Here is an 18,897-nt window from a genome sequence, read left to right as displayed (position 1 = left end):
CGCCCCGCTCCAGCCCGCCCGGTGCCCGTGCCGCGTGCGTGGCAATCAGCCGCCTGATGCCAGAGAAGGGGTACGTCGCGGCTGGGGCGGTCGGCTCCGCGGCTTTACGGAGTCACTTTGGCGCGAGCCTCGAAGATCATGGCCCCAACGTCGTGCTTTACCGGGCAGGTCCACAGACTGCCCGACGCGCCGGAAGCCTACGGGGCCATGATCACTCGCGCCAAAGCAGCGCCACCCCAAAGCCGCTCCGCCGACCTCGGCTGATCACGCTCAGGTCTTCGCCCAGTCCAGTGGAAATTTACGTTCCTGCATCTGCCTCAAGAGAGAGCGACAGGACAGAGCCTCCGGATGATCTGAACCGAGTTTAGATTCGAAGATTGCAGCAGCTTCCCGCATTGCAGCCATTCCTTCGGCAATGTTGCCGGTGCTGTATACGCAAACGCCAATCTTCTCCAGACAGTATCCAACCCTCGCGTTTTCGGGGCCAAACACTTCTTTGGCCATTTCGTTAGCCTTATGCAGCCATTTCAAGGCGGCCCTATAGTTCCCAGACATCATCAACGGGCCAGCCATGTTGTTGTAATCTGGGATAAGTTCAGGATGCCCTTCCCCATACACGGCTGTATCGATTTTAATGGCCCGAAGGGCCGCCTTGGCAGCGTTACCCAAAAGCCCTAGTCCTGTGTAGACAACCGAAAGATTAGCCAATGTCGCGGCTACCTCTCGATGCTGAGACCCGAGCACCTCTTCCTGCCGCTTCAACGTCTCTTCAAAAGTCTTTCGCGCTGTAACGAAATCCATTTCGGCCAGCTGGGCCCGACCAAGATTCATTCGGGAAATCAGATCGAGCGTTGATCCCGTGTTGCCCAGATGTTCATGAATGCGCAGAGATTCCTCGAAAGCTTCAGCAGCAGCACCAGCCTTGTTCAACTCCAGGAGAGAAAGGCCTAGGTTATTCCAATCGCGTGCCGCATCAAGATGAAACCCGTCCGAGTTGGCGTAGTCGATTTCAAGCGCCTTACTCGACGCCGCAAATGCATCTTGAAATTCCGTTGCAGCCAAATAGGAGAGCGCTAGATTGCTGTAGAGAGTGGCAAGGCCGTTGCGCGTTGCAGTGTCTGGATACTCGGAGATCAGAACCTGAAACTCTTGAATAGCCCCGCGGGCGTCGCCGATTTCTCGCCTCAACGTGGCCTTATTTGCCCTAATGGAGCGCTTGAGTGCCGACACGTCATCCCGAAGATCAAAGGATTCGGCGTAACTGTGAGCCTTGTCGAACTCCGACAATGACTCTTCTAGTTTTCCCTGCAAGTGAAGAACGGATGCCTTCTTCGTGTGCAGAGCAGCCACGGAGACGTTATCCACTAGTCCCTCTGAGGCTAGTACCAGAGTTTCGTCCACTACGCGAAGCGCTTCTTCCCATCGGTCCACTCCAGTCAATGCCTCTACAAGAAGAGTTCGCACAAACACCATGGTAGTGGGGGAGATATCCTCTCGACTGCCCGCCTGCACCATTGCCTTTTCTGCATAGGAAAGGCTGGCCTCTTTGAATCCTTGAATTCCGAGGTTCAAAGTGATCGCAGCATAGAACAAAAGAATATTGTCTGGAAGTCGATTGCGGCCCTCTAGATAGTCAAGGAGTGCCTCAAAGTGAGGCATCATGTGCCTGTAGTGCGGCCAATACCTCGAGTCGAAGGGGCTTAGATTAGCAACCCTGTTTAGCAGTGCCGTCGCGGCATCCAAGGCCGCGCCCCCCTGTTCTTGCGTGAGCGACTGTCGAACCACGGCTTGGGTTAGAGAATGACAGCTTACGCCATTCTGCTGTGCTTCGATCAAGGAAAACCGTTGCAGATCCGCTACTGCATCGAATAGTGAGAGGTGGTCTTTTAGCCTCTCAAGGAGAGATGTCACCTCTTGCGAAATAGTAGCGATTTCGGCTGCTGCAAGCTGTTCCACTTCTACGGAAGCCGGTCGATTCGGAGACCCATCTTCATCGGTTTGCTCTGACGGGCCCTCAACCCCAAAAAGTTGAGTGGGAAAGCCGTGTGGGGCGAGGAAGGATAGGATGTGCAAAACTTTCAGAGCATTAGGATGATTATCCCTCAAGCTGTCAGTTGTAATTGACAGCGCAGCCGTCAGTCCGACGTGTTCCGGCGGTGCCGATCGGCTCAAAAGTTCACTCGCGCGGTCGCGCACCATTGCTGAATAGGTAGCCAACGGCATACCTGATGCGGCGATATACCCAGAAGCTTGCCGCAGCGCAAGAGGCAATCCTTTCATGGCCTCATTGAGGGCCGTAAGATCCTCTTGGGGTGCGTCAGGAAGAGTCGATGCCATGAGAGCGATGGCATCTGGCTCGCTAAGCGGCGGTACGTGGACAATCGGTAGATGCGAAGCCCATCTCTGGTCAAGACTTGAGATCAAGAAGCGAGTAGCAGATACCTTCGGGATAAATTCGACAATTTCAGATTCTGCCGGCGCCCCGTCCACAAGAATTAGGCCGTGGTTCTTATGGAAGTACTGCTTCATATTTCGGATGCCGTCATCTGAGTCAGGTGATGGCAGGCCAATCTCTGCGGCCAGTGACGATAGGTCGGCTGCCATGGAGGTCCAGGAATCTGCGCGAACCCACCAAACGAAGGGATACTGATCTGCATGCTCCCATGCGTATTGAGCTAGCAATTCGCTCTTACCTACGCCACTCATCCCGACCAGTGCAAGCGCAGGCTTATTCGATACCCCATCCGTCAGGGCTTCATTTATCCCCCGAATGATGTCTGCCCTGCCAAAGAATTTTGATACCGGTTCCCGGACCCACAAGTTCGAGGCTTGTGGATTGGCCACCAGATCCTTGCGTGCTGAAGAAAGGGCATCCACGACGTGAGTACGTGTGATCGTACGCCTTATGGCTTTAGCTGATGTCAGAACGTCAGAGTCGAGTGCTGTCGGGCTGGCCAAATCGATTGACGAAAAGTCGCGGTTATCCAGATCTCTCGATTTCGATGCAACGAGGCTTACAATTGTGTCCCAGGCTTCGGTCGCACTTCTATTGCCGATACCTGACTCCGCTAGAGCACCCTCTACTGAATGTAGAATTGAATACGAGCGGAGGGTAACCCTGTCCGGAATGCCGTATTCGATGCGGAGGGAATCTAGAAAATTTTGGGCTTCGTCGGGTTCGCAGTCCAGCTTTTGTGCGACATCGGCCGCATAATCTTGGTAATTCCGGCTCGTTAGGCCTTTTGCAAATTCCAGAGCCTTGTCCCGTGTGGCCTTCATGGCGCCGTTGGTCACAAGACGGCATTTCGCGTCAGGTGTGGACTTCCAACGTTCATAGAGCGTCACCAAACCGCCCTTTGTCCAGAGCTCCGAAAAAGGCCATGGGCCGGATTGGGGCTCTCGATGCTTTACGGATACCAGTTCATTGATCCCGTCTCTATACATAAGTACATAGTCAACGTGCCACTCGCAAACTACTCCTATCAAAGCCGAATCGGTCAGCATTGCGAAGCAATGGCGAGCTGCGCATTGGTGCTGGAAGTTATATCTAGAAGCTGTGTCACTTCCTGAGTCCTCCGCAGGCTCAGCAATGAGCGCTTTGGCCAGGCCAGGAATATCGCGGAGGCTCATTTGCGTCTCCTAGGTGCTCACACTGCTACTTTGTGTTACATCTTCGCAGTCCAGGGGACGCATGGACAAGCAGGGTGAGCCTTAAAGCGGTGGCAGGGAGTGGACGAGTCGGCTGTCCTCCCATACGGCGAACGCGAGTCAGTCCACGACGCTGTGCATGGGCCTGGCGTGTAGCTCGATCCGTCGGCCGGCGCTCGCCTTCACCAAGCACTCTGGGAGCTCGGAGGGGGCGTCAACTGTCACCCTCTGGTCACCGATGTCCTCCACATCGGGACGGCTCGCCGCATACGTCTTCCCCTCTGGGTGATACACGCCGCTCCAGAGATTCGATCCCTTGATCTCCCCCGGGTAGAGCCGCCGCGTCATGTCGGCCGTGTGTTCGAGGTCCGCCGTGCTCTCTGCGTACGGCAGTCCCGGCACGTCACCGTCGGCATGCACCAGAAAGCCCGTCTTTGCCCCCAAAGCGCCAGGGCGTTGCCCTCGCTGGTGGGATTCGTACCGTGTAGGGGTGCTCGGCGAAACAATCGAGGCGGAAACTGCGGAAGGTGCTGCGGGTATCAGTTCAGAATGGTCAGTCAGGAATCTCAGCCAGAAGTCGGCCGGCCAAAAGGTCTGCAACGAACAACTCAAGACTTCCTACGAGTGAATTGACTTCACGATGGTCAGGACGCGGTACGTGTCCGTGCGTAAGCGCACTGCGCACCTCGTAGCAACGAGTAAAGAAGGCTGCTGGTTTTCTGCCGCCATACTTCCGCGGCTCCAACGTCCGAGCCAGCCGCCGCCCGGCTTGACCAATCGACTCGTTATGTAGCCATTTCAACGTCCCCAGTAGTGAGTTGCGCTCGGTGTGAGTGAGGTCTGTGTTGACTTCCGTAGCCTCGATCATGGCAGTCACGTGCGCCTGAGTGGCGATCGAGCGAGGCTGGAGGTTAAGCAGGGTCTCAACCGCCATCGTCAACATCAAGAGTCTTGCGGCCGCCGATGCCTGGAAGAAGGAACCGCTGTACAGATCGAAGGCCAGCCTCTCGGCTACCTTCAGGGGTTCGTGGAGCTGCGCGGCATGAAGGAATACAGAACGGCATTTCTCTTCTGAAGGACGCACACAACCAAAGAGATCACCCGCGGCGATAAGGAGGAGGTCCGGCTGATCCTGGAAGACTGTGACACCCGCCACGCCCTCCATTACGTGACGTCCCAAGTGCTCGGAGAACACCGGCTCTGCGGTCGTTGTCGAGCTGCTCAAAGGGTCCTGATCACCGAAATCGGCGGCGAGATGCATCCGGGCGAAGGAACGACTGATGACGTCCCTCCATCGTTCACCCTCTAGGGCAGCTTCATCATGAGTGGAGTAGCCCTCGCCCCTGACCACGAAGTTGGCAGCGTCGCGCAGGGGTTGGCCCTTCTTCTCGGAAGACTTGAGCCAGATACGTTGCTCTCCTTCCTCATGGATCAAGAGCTCCGCTGCGGCCAACCCGAGCCGTGTCATGCGCGGCATCGTGAAGGGGAGACGAAAGCAGTACATGCGCAACCCCCGAGGACCTAGCCGACTCTTGGAGAGCTTAGTGTTCCGGCGCGATGTAGTGCGGAGAGTTACACACAAGCCGGACGATCGATGTGCCGACCGGGCTCACGCGCACATCTGACCTGATGTACCCGGGCCTCAATGGCAGGCCCAGCGCGGAGGTTCGTTTTCGCCTGGAGTAGTACCTGGACGAGGTTGAGCGAGCGTACGCAGTTTTGAAGGGCCACCCCTTGGGTCAGTAGTTGAGGGCGCAGAGGTCGTGCCAGATCCTGCGGGGAACCACGGGGAACACCGGGGAATCAGACGATCTCGCTTCAGGTCCCGACAGCACTCAGCCGCAGGTCAGCCTCGAAGCAGGCCCCAGACGCCCTCAGCTTCCCAAGCTGAGAGCGTGACGGGTGCACATCGAGTGGCCGCATCGCCCTTGTTTCCAAGGCGTGTTGCCTTCGGTGTGTCAGCAACGGCCATCTGCACGGGTGCAGCCTGTCGTCACCGTTCCGTCACAAGTAGTCGCCGCACGGAACCTTGCCGATCTCCCGCCCTATCTGCACTCGCGCACCACGACCACGCGTACCGCGGGGCAACAACCGACGACCGAAACCCGCGGACGAGACGACTCAGGGGGACGACAGCATGCGGCACAGCAACGGCATTCGCAGGGCGGTTCTGGCGACGACGGCGGTCACGGCCGTCGCGGCGGCGGTGACCGGCATCCTGCCCGGCACCGCCATGGCGGCGAGCACCACCGCCTCCACCCCGCCGCCCGCCTGCCCGGCCTCCGCCCTCCAGGTCAGCGCCCGGCAGGCCGTCCACCGGCCCGTCGGGACCGGGACCGGGGCGGCGGTCGTGCAGTTCACCAACGTCTCCCGGAAGACGTGCGTCCTGAAGGGCCATCCGACGGTCGCGGGCGCCGGCAACGGCTCCCCCGCCCACAACACCCCGCTCAAGGTCACCCCCACCGGCAGGGCGGCCACCGTGACGGTCCGGCCGCACGGCAAGGCGTGGGTGAAGCTGACCTTCGTCCAGGTCCAGGGGGAGGCCGACGGCTACTGCGTGTCGGGCAAGACCCCGGCGGCGTATCCGACGATGGTCATCGGGCTGCCGCACTCCGGGAAGCACCAGGTCGCCCTGAACGACGGGTGGTGGGCCGAGTGCGACAACAAGGTGACCGTCACCCCGGTCTCGACGGTCAAGCCTTCCTGACCCCACCGTCCCCACACATCGAGCAGCCTGCACGACGATCGCAACGCCCTGACCTGCACGTTTACGAGGCGCTGCACATAAGTGCAGGTCAGCGACTCGGCGCACCTTCGGTGCGCCGAGTCGCTGACCTGCGGTGATCAAACTCCGATGACACAGACTCGCGTCCGTCAAAGTCCGATGACAAACGGTCAAGCGAGGCATAAGCGTGCGTGGTCGGTTGGCGCACCCGCCGTCGTGGCTGACTGTCGTCGGCTGAGGTTCAGACAGGGCGTGTCGGAGGTGCCGGCTGTCGGTCGAGCGGGCTGAAACTGGGCCGTCTCTGGGCCGTCCGACGTTGCTCAACAGCGGCCAATGACGACCAACGACGACGGCCAAGCGTACGAGCCCATCGCCCCTGAGCGGCGAAAACGCAGGTCACCAAGATCCCCGGCAAGACCCAGGACAAGAAGCAGTAGTCCGGCCGCGCCCGGCTCTCAGCCGTGAAGCTTCGCCCCTGGACCGGCAGCAGGCGGTTTAGCCGTTTTGCGCTCACAGAGTGTCTTCGATTCCTACGCTAAGGCACCTGTGATCTGGATGAGACACGGTCAGGAGTGCTTGTGAGTACGGAGATTGCCGCGCTGGTGGAGCAGGCCACGCCGTATCTGTCGACTGCTTTGACCGCATATGGGGCGGCAGTGCTCGAGAGGGCCGAGCATGCGGCGGTGGGTGCCGCGGTGGAGGGGACGGCGGGTCTGGGCCGGCGGATTCTCCATCTGGTGTGGCGACGACGGGATGAGGAAGGCCGGACGGCCTTGGAGTCGGCGGTGCAGATTGCCGCCGAGGAACCAGACGACGCGGATGCGGCGGGGGCGTTGCGGCATCAGCTCAAGCGGGCGTTGCGGGAGGATGCGGAACTGGTGCGCGAGCTGGTGGCGTTGCTGCCCGCGTCGAGCGGGGTGACGGTGAACGTGTCCGGGACGCGGGCGATCGGCGCGCAGTACCTCGGTATCGCGGCTTCCGGCGACAACACCACCATCCACCCGCCCCAGCAGTGAGCACGTGGGTTCCGGGGGAGCCGGTGCGGGTGGAGGCGTCCGGTGAGAGGTCCATCGGGGCCGAGTCGATCGCGGTGGCGATCAGCGGGGACAACGCGCGGGTCGTGGTGCTGCCGGCGCAGGCCGTGCACTGGGCACACACCGTTCAAGCGCCAGCGAAGGCCGGGTACCTGCCGGAGTCGGTGTCAGGGGTCTTTGTCGGCCGCGGGCGCGAGCTGACCGAGCTGCGAGAGATGCTCGCGGGCGGAGGCTCGGCCGCCGTGGTTCAGCCGCAACACTCCCCATCACGGGCAAGGGCGATCCACGGGCTGGGCGGAGTGGGCAAGAGCACTTTGGCGCTGCATTACGCGGCCCGCTACCGCGGTGAGTACACGCTGGTGTGGTGGATCGCCGCCGAGTCTCCCGAGTCGATCGTGACCAGCCTCGCCGCAATCACCACGAGGCTGTGTCCAGAGTGGGCGCAGGCGGCCGGTACGGACGAGCGGGCAGCGTGGGCGATCGCTTGGCTGCAGGCTCACCCCGGCTGGCTGCTGATCTTCGACAACGTCGAGGACCCGGCACACCTGCGCCCCTACCTGGGTACGTTGGACGGCGGGCAACACCTGGCAACCAGCCGAAAGGCCACCGGATGGCACGCGATAGCCCCCGCCATACCCTTGGGCCTGCTTCCCGTGGACGAAGCCACCGACCTGCTGTGCGTCATCGCCTTCCCCGGCCTTGCCTTCACCCGTGACCAGCGGGAGGCAGCCCGTCGGCTCGCCAAGGATCTTGGGTATCTGCCGCTGGCCCTAGAACAGGCTGGCGCATACCTCTACCGGACTGGCATCGACCTCGACGCCTACCGGCAGTCGCTGGGCCTAGTCCTGGACGAGGACCGTGACGTCAACGATCCCGACCGCACCATTGCACGGATCTGGGACCAGACCCTCACCGCCATCACCGCCCGCGACCCGCTCGCCGTCACTCTCCTGCAAACCATGGCCTGGCTGGCCCCCGACGACATCCCCCGCACCTTCCTCGCCCCCCTCGCCCCGGACCTGCTCGCACTAGGCAACGCCCTGGGGGAACTGCATTCCTACAACATGATCGCCTTCACCGAAGACCGCCAAGGCGTCAGCGTCCACCGCCTGGTGCAAACCGTCCTGCGCCACAGCCCCACCACCGGCCCCGACGCCCACCCTCCAGGCCGACAGGAAGCCGAGCATCTCGCCCGTCAGGCCATGCCCACGCAGGACAGTGACACCGCGCAGTGGGAGCGTCTCCTGCCCCACCTGTTCGCTCTCGCCACCACGAACACCCCGCACCACCCGGCATCTACCCAGGCTGCTGACGCGTTCAGAGACGCGGCGCAGTACCTGTTCCGGCAGGGACGCGACGCCCACACCGTTGGGCTGCGTACAGCTGTCCTCGCCCAGTGCGAACAGACCCTGGGCGACACCCACCCCGACACCCTGATCAGCCGCTCCAACCTCGCCAACGCCTACCAAGCGGTAGGCGATCTGGCACGCGCCATCCCCCTGCACGAGACCACCCTCGCCCAGTGCGAACGGGTCCTGGGCGACACCCACCCCGACACCCTGATCAGCCGCAACAACCTCGCCAACGCCTACCGGGCGGCGGGGGATCTGGCACGCGCCATCCCCCTGCATGAGACCACCCTCGCCCAGTGCGAACGGGTCCTGGGCGACACCCACCCCGACACCCTGATCAGCCGCAACGACCTCGCCCTCGCCTACCAGGCGGCGGGGGATCTGGCACGCGCCATCCCCCTGTACGAGACCACCCTCGCCCAGTGCGAACAGGTCCTGGGCGACATCCACCGCTCCACCCTGACCAGCCGCTCCAACCTCGCCATCGCCTACCAAGCGGTAGGCGATCTGGCACGCGCCATCCCCCTGCACGAGACCACCCTCGCCCAGTGCGAACAGGTCCTGGGCGACATCCACCGCTCCACCCTGACCAGCCGCAACAACCTCGCCTACGCCTACCGGGCGGCGGGGGATCTGGCACGCGCCATCCCCCTGTACGAGACCACCCTCGCCCAGTGCGAACAAGTCCTGGGCGACACCCACCCCGACACCCTGCGAAGCCGCAACAACCTTGCTGGCGCCTACCGGGCGGCGGGGGATCTGGCACGCGCCATCCCCCTGCACGAGACCACCCTCGCCCAGTGCGAACAAGTTCTGGGCGACACCCACCCCGACACCCTGAACAGCCGCAACAACCTCGCCTACACCTACCGGGCGGCGGGGGATCTGGCACGCGCCATCCCCCTGCACGAGACCACCCTCGCCCAGTGCGAACAAGTCCTGGGCGACACCCACCCCGACACCCTGCGAAGCCGCAACAACCTCGCCCTCGCCTACCAGGCGGCGGGGGATCTGGCACGCGCCATCCCCCTGCACGAGACCACCCTCGCCCAGTGCGAACAAGTCCTGGGCGACACCCACCCCCACACCCTGACCAGCCGCAACAACCTCGCCAACGCCCGCCAGAGATCCGAAGCTGTACAGCACGGAAGTACAGCAACCTCAATGACCGAGGTTGCATCTCAAGAGCCGTCTACAGCTGATTGAGCAGCCCAATAACCGTCGATGAACCTACCCGCCGAGAGTTCGGGATGAAGAGGTCGTGCCAGACGCGTGCCAGATCGTACGGGGAGCCGCGGGGAACACCGGGGAACCGAGGAACACGCCACCAGGCGTCGACGCCCTTCCGTCCCAGGTCAGTCCCCTGGCAAGTCCCGGATCACCTCAGCTTCCCAAGCTGATGGCGCCGACCTGCAGAACGGGGTACGGAAGGCCTGTCCAGGCCGCAGGCGGTCCGCGACATTTAAAGCCGGAGTCGACGGCCACGGGCAGCCGCGACAGTCAGCAACCGGCAACGGCACCCGCGCCCAAGCTTGAGTGCGGCCATCCAGGGATCGTAAGGTTCGCCACTTGCGTTTATTTGCAACTCTTCAAGAGTGCTCAGCTCCAAAATCATGAACGCCTTTATTGGATCAGTCAAAGGAGATGAGGATGACGGAGGGGTATGTGTCCAACGAGACTTCGGTCCCGACGCCCTATGAAAGGCCATTTCATCAAGTCTTGGTTAAGGCATCACGACAGATTACTCGACAAAATACGCAAGAGTGGCAAATCGGTCAATATGTTTCCATGAATGAATCACCCGATTGGGTGACGTGACTCTGTAACCGTGCAGTCTAGGGCCAGATAAGTAACCCTGGTCCGGGCACGTCGTTAGCACCACGTCGGCATTTCGGGGCGCAGTGAAGCTTCTGCGCCTAGCTCATTAGGCCAGGCGCAGAAGCTCGAGAGGGAGAGGTGCAAGTCGTGGAGATTTATGACACGACGACACGAACCTTCTCGGAGACGATTACCACCGTGTTCAGTACCCCAACGGTAACGGCGGCATGCCAAGCACCTTGTACCCAAGTTTCATGCTGGGTGATCATGAGGGCGAGGTCTACGCCACCTCCGGCCAGTAGGGACAATGCCCTCTGAAGGATTTTGCCCTTCTCCTCAAGGACCGCCAGTCGTTCGCTACTTGAAGACAGTGCGGAAATCCCCGGCGAAGGTACAACTGAAGACTCTCCGGCGGTGTGGTCACGATTGGGCAAGATCACTCCCATGGGTGTGGGCCGACGTAGGGCCCTCGCGACCGATCGTTTGCAAACAGTCATCGATCGCGAGGGGGTCGCGCTCGCTGGTGAGGCAGCAAATGCCTCCATCGGAGGGCGAGGGGCTCCACCCCCTCGCCCTCCTCTTACTTCACGCGTCCGCATCGACAACGACAGCGCGAGGCGCAGAGTTACTGCCGTGGGGTCGAAAATCCCAAACGCGTGGAGCAGCTTCCCCGCGGGGGACTGTCCCAACAAAGCCGCATGTCAGGGTGGAATAAAGTCTGATGATCATCAGAAGTATGAATCATGGAACCTGCGCGCTGTCAGGCAGGATCTACTGACTCATTGAGCATGTACCGGCAAGAGGAACGCGAGAACCCAGCAGCCATTTGCGTGAGATCTGTGAGGCGTAAGTACTGAGCGGGAGCGGCATGAGAAGGCGTGGGTTTACCTCGCCCCCACAGAGGCAGATCGGTGACGCCGATCGCGGCTTCCCAAGTTGATGGCTCAGGCGCTGTCGTCGCGGGCCGGCTGTCACGGCTTGCTCTAGTCGACGGCACCGACGGCGTGGCTAAGATCCGTGGGGGCCGAGCGAGGCATACGCGTGCGTGGTCGGTCGGCGCGCCCGCCGTCGTGGCTGATTTTCGGTTGTTGAGGTTCAGGCGGGTGCAGAAGGGTTCGTCTCTGCTTCGGTGTGCGATGCGTCTGCACCGGGTCGGCACAGCGCGACGGGGAGGGGAGCCCGGGTTGATCTTCGGGCTCCCCTCCCCGTGCAGAAGGGAGGAGCGTCATCGGCAAGCGCCGTTGTGTGGAAGCGTCTTCAGATGCCGTGCGGTTCGTTCATCGCCAGCAGATGACCGCGGCTGATCGCGACGCGGAGGACGTCTCGTAGGGCCCCGGTTAATTCCTTCGCCAGCCGTTGCTTTTCCTCCGGGTCCGCGTCCTGGTCGTCGAGCGTTTCGGAGGCTCGCTCCAGCAGCTCGGCGGCCGTGCCGAGTTGGACCGATTCGATGTTGTCCGCCAAGCGGGACATGAAGCCGTCTCGGTCGTCGGTGCTCAGGTAGCAGGGGTTTCCGCCGGGGCCCGACCACGGGAGGAGTCGCAGTTCGTCTTGTGCCGTCATCCTTGCGTCTGCCTCTCGTCGATCACGTGGTGGGTGGTGAAGACCGCGTCGATGCGGTCACCCGGGAAGGCCAGCAGCGCGGCCTCGACAACACGTCCAGCGGAGTCGGTCGCGGTGCGCGTGATGGCGAGGACGGGCACCGTGGAGCCGATCCGAAGGGCCGATGCTTCGTCCGGCGTCGGTGGACGGGCGCACACCGTCTCCCGGACAGCGGTCGGCGCAGGACCGAGAACGGGGAATCTCTTGATCTCTTCCCCGTGCGCGGAATCGTCGTCGAGCATTCCGGCCGGCACTAGGTCGCGCGGGATGTAGATCCGGGCCAGTCCGTGCGGTGACGCTTCTTCGAAGCTGAGGCACGAGAACTCGACGGCGGGACTGCCCATGGGCACGTTGAGCAAGGTCGTGAGATGTCCGTGCGCCTGGACCGTGGTGGTGCGAACGGTGACGCGCAGGGCCGCTTCGGCAGCGGTCCACGGGTCCAGGGTTCCCCAGCCGCCGACGTACATGATCTTGCGAAGGGGGCGGCGGACGAAGTTGCCCTTGCCGTGGATCTTCTCGACGAGGCCTTCTCCTTGAAGTGCGGCAAGGGCGCTCCGCAGAGTCAGCGTGCTGACCTTGTACTGGTCGGCCAAGTCAGCTTCGGATGGAAGGCGTTCACCAGGCTGGATACGGCCGGTCGTGATCTGTTGTCGGAGGTCGTCGGCGATGTCGTGATGGCGAGAGGGCACGGACTCGGTCACCGCCTTCTCAGCGACCGCACGGCGAGGAGCCGGGTGCGTGCGTGGATGGTCAGCAGCTCGCCCGACTCGAAGAGCAATTGCTTGGCCCCCTGGGGGAGCTGGAAGAGGTCTCTCACCCGGCAGGCCCGACCACCGAGTTGGATGACATCGCCGCGCTGCACGGTGGCCGCGGTGACCTCGACGTTGCCGACCAGCGCGCCGCCGGGAGCCCATGTGCTCATCGCTCCACCGCCGGGGGAGGGGTTCGGTCGGCTGTCGGGTGGCATGGGCAGTCGCACGCTTCGTAGATCACAGGAAGGCCAGCTGGGGCCGAGGCCGGGGAGAACTCCGCGCAGGCGGGGTGCGTGCCAATGCGACAGGCGGTCGAGCGGTAGGGGATGGTCGTGGCGTCCGCGATGCGGAGATGTCGGCGAGACGGCCTTGAGGACATCGAGGGCATCAGCGGACCCCCGTGAGAGCTGGCCATGCATGGATCGGCAGATGAGGAGCGACGACCACCGGGCGCGTGCGGGCTCGCTTCTCCCAGGCCAGGACGTACGGGCGGACGAGTGCGACGTCTTCAGCCGCGAGCGAGTGGCGGCGGTCCCCGTTGGTAGAGGTCCGCCTCAGGCCGGCCGTCAACGCGTCAGCGGACGTGGGGACAGCGGGAACGGTCGGTACGTGGACGGCCGTTAAAGGGTGGCGGTGCCTGCCTTTTGCGGAGTGACGCGCCCTGGTGAGGGATGCGGCGCGGCGGATACGGTTGAGCACGCTGGTCAGCTCCTATCGCTGATGGCCCGGTCCCCCGACATCGCCCGTCGTGGGGACCGTTCTGCGTACGACCGCCCAGAGGGTGCGGCCGTTCAAGCTGGTGGCGAGGAGCCCGAACCGGTCGGCTTCAGCCACCACGTCCAGGACCTCCCGCCATGACTCGGCGGAGAGTGCATCCGGCACCTCCGCTTCGACCGACGTGTGACGGCGGTGTTCCTCCACTCGCGTGGGAAGCCCGAGGGTGGACAGCCGGGCGGCGATGGCCGCCGCGCTAACTCCCGAAGCGGGCACAGGACAGCCTCCGTCACCAGCGATCACTTTCAGTGAAGCTAGTTAACTAGATTAGAGCTAGTGGACTAGATTTTCCATATGCCTGAGCAGCCGCCCTATCTCCGCATCGCCGACGAACTCCGGCGCCGGATCGCGGAGCACGTGTGGGAGCCGGGCGATCGCCTGCCCTCCCGCGCCCAGATCGGTCAGGAGTGCGGAGTGGGCGAGAACGTGGTCCGCCGGGCACAGGAGCTGCTGATCTCCCACGGAGTGCTGGAGGGGCGCGCCGGGTCGGGTACGTACGTCGCCGAGCCTCGACAGCGGGTGCGGGTCGTACGGTCGTCGGCTCGGGAGCACCCCAGCGAGTCGCCCTTCCGGACGGATATGAGGGCCGTGGGCAAGCAAGGTGACTGGGAAAGCCGGACGGATGCCAAGGTGCCAGCGCCTGTCGACATTGCGGCGCGGCTCGGGATCTCCGAGGGCGAACTGTGTGTCCGGACGGCGTACGAGTTTCTGGCCGACGGCAAGCCGGTTCAGCTCTCGACGAGTTGGGAGCCTTACGACCTCACCGCAGGCTCCCTCGTCGTCCTCCCCGAAGGAGGGCCGCACGCCGGGGCGGGCGTCGTGAACCGGATGGCCGCCATCGGTGTCACCGTCAGCCATGCCGTCGAGCAGCCGGAGCCGAGGCAGGCGACCGCCGAGGAGGCGTCGCTGCTGGGCATCCAGAAGGCCGCGCTCGTCACGCACATTCGGCGGACGTATTACAGCGACCAAGGGCGGCCCGTGGAGACCGCGGACATCGTGGTACCTGCGGCGCACTGCGAGATCGTCTACGAGATCCCAGTCAACCGTTAGCGGGACGGCTCCGCACGGGCCGTGCGACCTCGGCTCGTATCGTGCCCGCATGCGCAATGAGCGGCACGACGAGGCACTGTCCAAAGCGGAGTTGGAGTTGTTCCTCCAGTATCTGCACCGGTTCGCCAACCACGATGTGGATCTGTTCGCCAACATGCAGGTGGGCGATCCTGAGTCCCCCGTCTATGTGAGCTTCTCCAGGGAACCCTGGGAGGGAGTCGACCCCGAGGCCTACCATCGGCCGTAGCGAACCCCGGGCCCTGTCGAATGTGTGTCGAGGGCTGACTGATGGAGCATCGGGGTGGGGGAGTGGTGCAGGTCAGAGGGGGTGCTCCGCGCGACGCGGCAGGCGCCTTCTAAGCGCTTGGCCGCAGGTTCGAGTCCTGCCGGGGGCGCCAGTCTCCGCCCTCCCCTATGGGAGGGCTTTTTGCTGGTCAGGCCATGTCTCACTCGATACGGCGAGACCCCGAACACCTTCCCGATGATCAAGGGATGGGTCCGGGGCCGTACGGCTGTCACCGGGTTTCGCGGGTGGCCCTGTCGGATACGTGTCGAAGTTTTCGGCGGGAACCTCAGCCCGCGACGGGCGGCGCGGGCGGTGACCCTCTTCAGCCGGTACGACTGTTTCCGGTGCTCGGCGTCGGTGGCCTGGACATGCCTCTTTACGGCGACCGGCCATCGTGAACGTCCGGGGCGTACGGGGATCTCCGGGGCGTACGGGCGCTCCGGAACCGTCGCGGCACAGTGGCGAAGGGCGCGGCCTCCGTGACCGCAGGCGACCGCCGGATGCAACCGGCTCGCCCACGGACACGGCGACGCCCATGGACACGCCGACGCCGACGTCCTTGGACACAGCGATGAGCGAAAGCGAAGCGTGGCTGTTCAGGGTGTTGCCCGTGGTGGACGGCTCAGTGCCGCAATTTCCTACGGGCCCAGAGGAACCCGATCACGCCACCCACGGTCACCAGGTACGCCGTCAGCGGCCCGTCGTTCAGAGCGAGACCGGGAAGGGCGACGACGGTCACGATCAAGAGCAATCCGCATCCGGCCACCACGAGGTCCGCCGGATCAGGGCGACGCCGCTGGTTCTCCACCCGTTCCCCCTCCATCGGCTGGGGCAGGTCGGTGCGTCGACCCGATTGCCGACATGCGCGCCCCTCGCTCGCCAACCGTACGCCGGTCGATCAGATCAGGTGCAACGACCGCGAACGGTCGGCTGGGCACTGCTCGAGGACCGGACCACGCGCATCGGGTGGTGGCCGTCCGGCGGAAGACGCCGTGGTCACTGCGGCAACCGTCGCCGGCCCTGGACCCGGTGGGCGCTTCCGGTCCGGTGTTCCCCCAGTCGGCCACGTCCTCGACCCTCCTGCTCCTCGGCCGGGCCGATGGAGAAGGGGAACGATTTCAGGGCGCCACGCCGCGCGGGGTCTTGCTCCGCCCCGGCCGAGTCCGCGATCACCTGCAAGAGCCGTGCGCGTTGGTCCGAGGGCAGTCGCAGCAGCACCCGGCCGACGTCCTCCGTCGTCTTCACCGCGGAGTCGGGATGTACTTCCTCGTCCTCGCAGCCGGGCCGTACGACAGTGCCTCGCGGGTCGGCGAGCGACTGGCGGCGCACCCTTCGGGAAGCAGCGGTCGTTCGGCCCGTGTTCGTCTCCCTAGCGTCCCCGGTTCCGTGACACCCCTGGCCCCGTGACACCCCTGGTCCTGTGACGCCTGTGGTCCTGTGACGCCTGTGGTCCTGTGACGCCTGTGGTCCCGTGAGGCGCGGTTCCTGCCCGTTGGAGCCGGTCGGGGCAAGGAGTTCACCGGCCCGTGCTCGCCCCGTCCTTGGCGGGCGGCCGGCGTGGTGTCGTGTCGTCCAGGTGGACCACCACGTTGGTGTAGAAGCGGTGGGCCGCGTCGTCGACGCTTCGGATGAAGCCCGATTCCGCGTTTCCGCGGGTGCTTCCCATGCCCTTGAGGAGGGACAGGCGGAAGCCGGAGATCCGGGCGGCGGAGTCCTTGGGCAGCATGTCGGCCGGCTCGGGGCGGAGGCGTTCGAGCGTTCCGCGGGGGCCGGCCGTCTCCCCTTCGACGAGGGTTTCGACGTGGAGATCCGCCGGGGCCTCGGCCAGGCGCCGGACCAGGCGCTTCGCCCATGACAGGGGCTGGCCCTGCTCGGGCGCCGGGATCTCGACGGAGGTGCGGAGCCTGCCCGTACGCAGGTCCGCGCCGATCGCCAGGACGCCGGGCGTCCCCTCGATGCGCAGCTCCGACTGAAGCCGCCCGTCGAGACAGAGCTGATCCGCGAGGCGGCCGCGGAGCGCCTTCGGATCGGCTCCGCGTCTGGCGCGGTGGACCGGCAGTACCTTCTGCCCCAGTTCGCCGCCCAGCCGCAGACAGACCTGGCGGATGAGGCGCTCCCAGCTCTCCACGACCTCCAGCGCGCGCGGGTCGCCCTGGCACAGGGTCTCGTCGTCGATTCCGTTGCGCACCGGTACCCACGCCGGTCCCATGTTCTGGAAGCCGTGGCAGCCGGAGTTCTCGTGGCGCAGGTACTGCAGCAGTTCCTGGAGGAGCCAGGCGTGCGCCGCATTGCCGACGCCCTCGTGTCTGATCAACAGCTGCGCCTGATGGGCGACTTCCGCCCAGGACAGGTGCCACAGGGCCACCTTGTGCTTGCGTCTTCTGTCGATCTTGACCTCGACGAGCGGGCTGCCCTCCAGCGCCACGTCGTTCGACAGGGTGATCACGGCCTCGTAGCCGCGGCGCGCGGCGATGTCCATGTACGCCTGTACCTGCTCGGCCCTGAGCGCGCTGCCGTTGGTCTTCGTCTCGACGAGTGCCGTCCACAGCTTGCCGGCCCGTTCGATCCGGATCACCCCGTCGGGGCGGCGCGGGGTGTCGCCGTGCGGCAGGGTGACCTCGGTGAAGGTCTCCGTGCGACCGGCAGGGGCACCGAACGCGGCGGTGAGTCTCCGGCCGAACTCGGGCACCTGGGCCATCACGGACAGCAGTACCGAGGTCGCGCGCGTCTCGCGCTCGCGGTCGCTCTTGAGCGCCGACGCCGGGAAGAGGCGCGCGTCCCTCCACGACTCGTTCTCCGCCAGCGTCTTTCTGGCCGCCCTGGGCAGGGTGATTTTCTTCTTGGCCGTACGAGGCCGCGCGGCCGGCTTCCTCGGCCGGTCCTCCCCTTCCGGCCGAGGAGGGGAGGAACGAAGGGAGGGAGAGGCAGGATGAAGGGCGGGGCGAGGAGAGGGGACCGCCGGCAGGCCTTCTCGCGGATCGGGGTCGTAGGCCGACGCCGCTGTCGTCGTGTCCGTCCGGCCGTCGCCTGCGGCCTCGTCCCGTGCCTCCTCGGCCGCCGCGTCGTCGTCGATGTCGACCCCGAAGTCCGTGGCCAGACCCGCGAGGCCCGCCTCGTAGCCCTGGCCGACGGCGCGGAACTTCCAATCCTCCGCACGCCTGTACAACTCGCCGAAGATGATCGCGCTCATCGCGTCGGCGTCGTCGATGGCGAAGCGGAGGAGTTCCTCGCCTCCTCCGTCTGCCAACGCCAGCCTCACGCGCTCCAGTTCCCCGAAGCGGGCGCCCTCGTAGCGGCTGGCGGCCAGGACGATGCGGTCGACCTCGGAGGGCATCGCGCTCAGGTCGAAGCCGATCCGGTCCTCGTTGCCGTCCGCCGTCGGCGTCTTGCCCAGCAGCTGCACGCTCCCGTCCGCGGCGACCGGGTTGTTGTAGAAGTAGAAGTCGCCGTCACTGCGGACCTTGCCGTTCGTGTCCAGCAGGAGGACGGACACGTCGGCGTCCCCTTCGCCGGTCGGGCTCGCCCAGCCCAGACTGACGATCACCGAATCGGTGTTCTCGCTCAAAGCCGCGAGCGATACGTTCGACCCTTTGACCATTTCGCGCATGAAGCCCCCCAGAACGCTGCGACTCGGGTGTACCGACACCTCCACCCGGCTGCCCGACGCTCGGGGGTGTGCGGTGATCGGTGCGCGGGGGACTGTAGTGCCCACAAAGTATTTCTTTAGGGGTTATGCGGAATCTGTGCGGGATGCGTGGAAGGGCGTTTAGGGTGCCCGCCTCGGCCGGTCCGGGGCATGACGCAGACCCCCGGACGTTGTCCGGTCCAGGGGTCTCCGGTGAATCAGCTCGTGTTGCTT

13 protein-coding genes are annotated in these 18,897 nt (G+C 64.3%); 5 read left to right on the top strand and 8 right to left on the bottom strand.

The window, feature by feature from the left end; translation table 11 throughout:
• Positions 1-270 precede the first annotated feature (270 nt).
• The 3 genes from ACH4S8_RS12490 to ACH4S8_RS12480 all read right to left on the bottom strand — a co-directional run bounded on the left by ACH4S8_RS12490 (position 271) and on the right by ACH4S8_RS12480 (position 5,116).
• On the bottom strand, positions 271-3,630 hold the full coding sequence (locus ACH4S8_RS12490) for a dsDNA nuclease domain-containing protein (RefSeq protein ID WP_398392824.1): 3,360 nt from the start codon (positions 3,628-3,630) through the stop codon (positions 271-273).
• A gap of 138 nt (positions 3,631-3,768) precedes the next feature.
• Positions 3,769-4,068 carry a DUF6928 family protein gene (locus tag ACH4S8_RS12485; RefSeq protein ID WP_398392822.1) on the bottom strand — a complete coding sequence of 100 codons (300 nt, stop codon included), beginning with the start codon at positions 4,066-4,068 and terminating at the stop codon, positions 3,769-3,771.
• Positions 4,069-4,201: 133 nt separating this feature from the next.
• Positions 4,202-5,116 (bottom strand): hypothetical protein, encoded by a 915-nt coding sequence (locus ACH4S8_RS12480; protein WP_398392820.1) that lies wholly within the window; start codon positions 5,114-5,116, stop codon positions 4,202-4,204.
• A 669-nt stretch (positions 5,117-5,785) separates the two neighbouring features.
• Here ACH4S8_RS12480 and ACH4S8_RS12475 point away from each other — a divergent pair.
• The 3 genes from ACH4S8_RS12475 (at position 5,786) to ACH4S8_RS12465 (ending at position 9,965) form a co-directional block, all read left to right on the top strand.
• Positions 5,786-6,355, top strand: a complete 570-nt coding sequence (locus tag ACH4S8_RS12475) for a DUF4232 domain-containing protein (protein WP_398392818.1) — start codon at positions 5,786-5,788, stop codon at positions 6,353-6,355.
• Between the two features lie 596 nt (positions 6,356-6,951).
• Positions 6,952-7,389 carry a hypothetical protein gene (locus ACH4S8_RS12470; protein WP_398392816.1) on the top strand — a complete coding sequence of 146 codons (438 nt, stop codon included), beginning with the start codon at positions 6,952-6,954 and terminating at the stop codon, positions 7,387-7,389.
• Entirely contained in the window at positions 7,386-9,965 is a 2,580-nt protein-coding gene (locus ACH4S8_RS12465) for a tetratricopeptide repeat protein (RefSeq protein ID WP_398392814.1), read from the top strand. The genes ACH4S8_RS12470 and ACH4S8_RS12465 overlap by 4 nt, the downstream gene beginning before the upstream one ends.
• 1,869 nt (positions 9,966-11,834) lie before the next feature.
• Here the strand turns inward: ACH4S8_RS12465 and ACH4S8_RS12460 are convergent.
• The 4 genes from ACH4S8_RS12460 to ACH4S8_RS12445 form a co-directional block, all read right to left on the bottom strand.
• Complete coding sequence (locus ACH4S8_RS12460) at positions 11,835-12,137, bottom strand: hypothetical protein (protein ID WP_398392812.1); 303 nt, start codon at positions 12,135-12,137, stop codon at positions 11,835-11,837.
• Positions 12,134-12,877, bottom strand: coding sequence for a GntR family transcriptional regulator (locus tag ACH4S8_RS12455; RefSeq protein ID WP_398392810.1), 744 nt, complete (start codon positions 12,875-12,877; stop codon positions 12,134-12,136). Before ACH4S8_RS12455 ends, ACH4S8_RS12460 begins: the two co-directional genes overlap by 4 nt.
• Positions 12,874-13,098: a hypothetical protein gene (locus ACH4S8_RS12450; protein WP_398392808.1), complete on the bottom strand. Its 225-nt coding sequence runs from the start codon at positions 13,096-13,098 to the stop codon at positions 12,874-12,876. Before ACH4S8_RS12450 ends, ACH4S8_RS12455 begins: the two co-directional genes overlap by 4 nt.
• A 541-nt stretch (positions 13,099-13,639) precedes the next feature.
• A complete protein-coding gene (locus ACH4S8_RS12445; protein ID WP_398393170.1) occupies positions 13,640-13,918 on the bottom strand; it encodes a hypothetical protein in 279 nt (92 codons plus the stop codon).
• 78 nt (positions 13,919-13,996) lie between these two features.
• Here ACH4S8_RS12445 and ACH4S8_RS12440 point away from each other — a divergent pair, with 78 nt between their 5' ends.
• Entirely contained in the window at positions 13,997-14,752 is a 756-nt protein-coding gene (locus ACH4S8_RS12440) for a GntR family transcriptional regulator (RefSeq protein WP_398392806.1), read from the top strand.
• Between the two features lie 49 nt (positions 14,753-14,801).
• Positions 14,802-14,999 (top strand): hypothetical protein, encoded by a 198-nt coding sequence (locus tag ACH4S8_RS12435; RefSeq protein WP_151470155.1) that lies wholly within the window; start codon positions 14,802-14,804, stop codon positions 14,997-14,999.
• 1,555 nt (positions 15,000-16,554) lie between these two features.
• Here the strand turns inward: ACH4S8_RS12435 and ACH4S8_RS12430 are convergent.
• Positions 16,555-18,645, bottom strand: a complete 2,091-nt coding sequence (locus ACH4S8_RS12430; RefSeq protein WP_398392803.1) for a TerD family protein — start codon at positions 18,643-18,645, stop codon at positions 16,555-16,557.
• Positions 18,646-18,897 lie beyond the last annotated feature (252 nt).

Origin of the sequence: Streptomyces sp. NPDC021080 (assembly GCF_044333225.1) — a bacterium.
Classification (GTDB): Bacteria; Actinomycetota; Actinomycetes; order Streptomycetales; family Streptomycetaceae; genus Streptomyces.
The sequence above is the reverse complement of the archived record's forward strand: the minus strand, read 5'-3'. Positions and strand labels throughout refer to the sequence as shown.

Excerpts from the sequence above, each read along its gene's own strand:
- ACH4S8_RS12490 (WP_398392824.1), bottom strand. The coding sequence starts at position 3,630 with ATGAGCCTCCGCGATATTCCTGGCCTGGCCAAAGCGCTCATTGCTGAG.
- ACH4S8_RS12480 (WP_398392820.1), bottom strand. The coding sequence starts at position 5,116 with ATGACACGGCTCGGGTTGGCCGCAGCGGAGCTCTTGATCCATGAGGAA.
- ACH4S8_RS12475 (WP_398392818.1), top strand. The coding sequence starts at position 5,786 with ATGCGGCACAGCAACGGCATTCGCAGGGCGGTTCTGGCGACGACGGCG.
- ACH4S8_RS12460 (WP_398392812.1), bottom strand. The coding sequence starts at position 12,137 with ATGACGGCACAAGACGAACTGCGACTCCTCCCGTGGTCGGGCCCCGGC.
- ACH4S8_RS12450 (WP_398392808.1), bottom strand. The coding sequence starts at position 13,098 with ATGAGCACATGGGCTCCCGGCGGCGCGCTGGTCGGCAACGTCGAGGTC.
- ACH4S8_RS12440 (WP_398392806.1), top strand. The coding sequence starts at position 13,997 with ATGCCTGAGCAGCCGCCCTATCTCCGCATCGCCGACGAACTCCGGCGC.
- ACH4S8_RS12435 (WP_151470155.1), top strand. The coding sequence starts at position 14,802 with ATGCGCAATGAGCGGCACGACGAGGCACTGTCCAAAGCGGAGTTGGAG.
- ACH4S8_RS12430 (WP_398392803.1), bottom strand. The coding sequence starts at position 18,645 with ATGCGCGAAATGGTCAAAGGGTCGAACGTATCGCTCGCGGCTTTGAGC.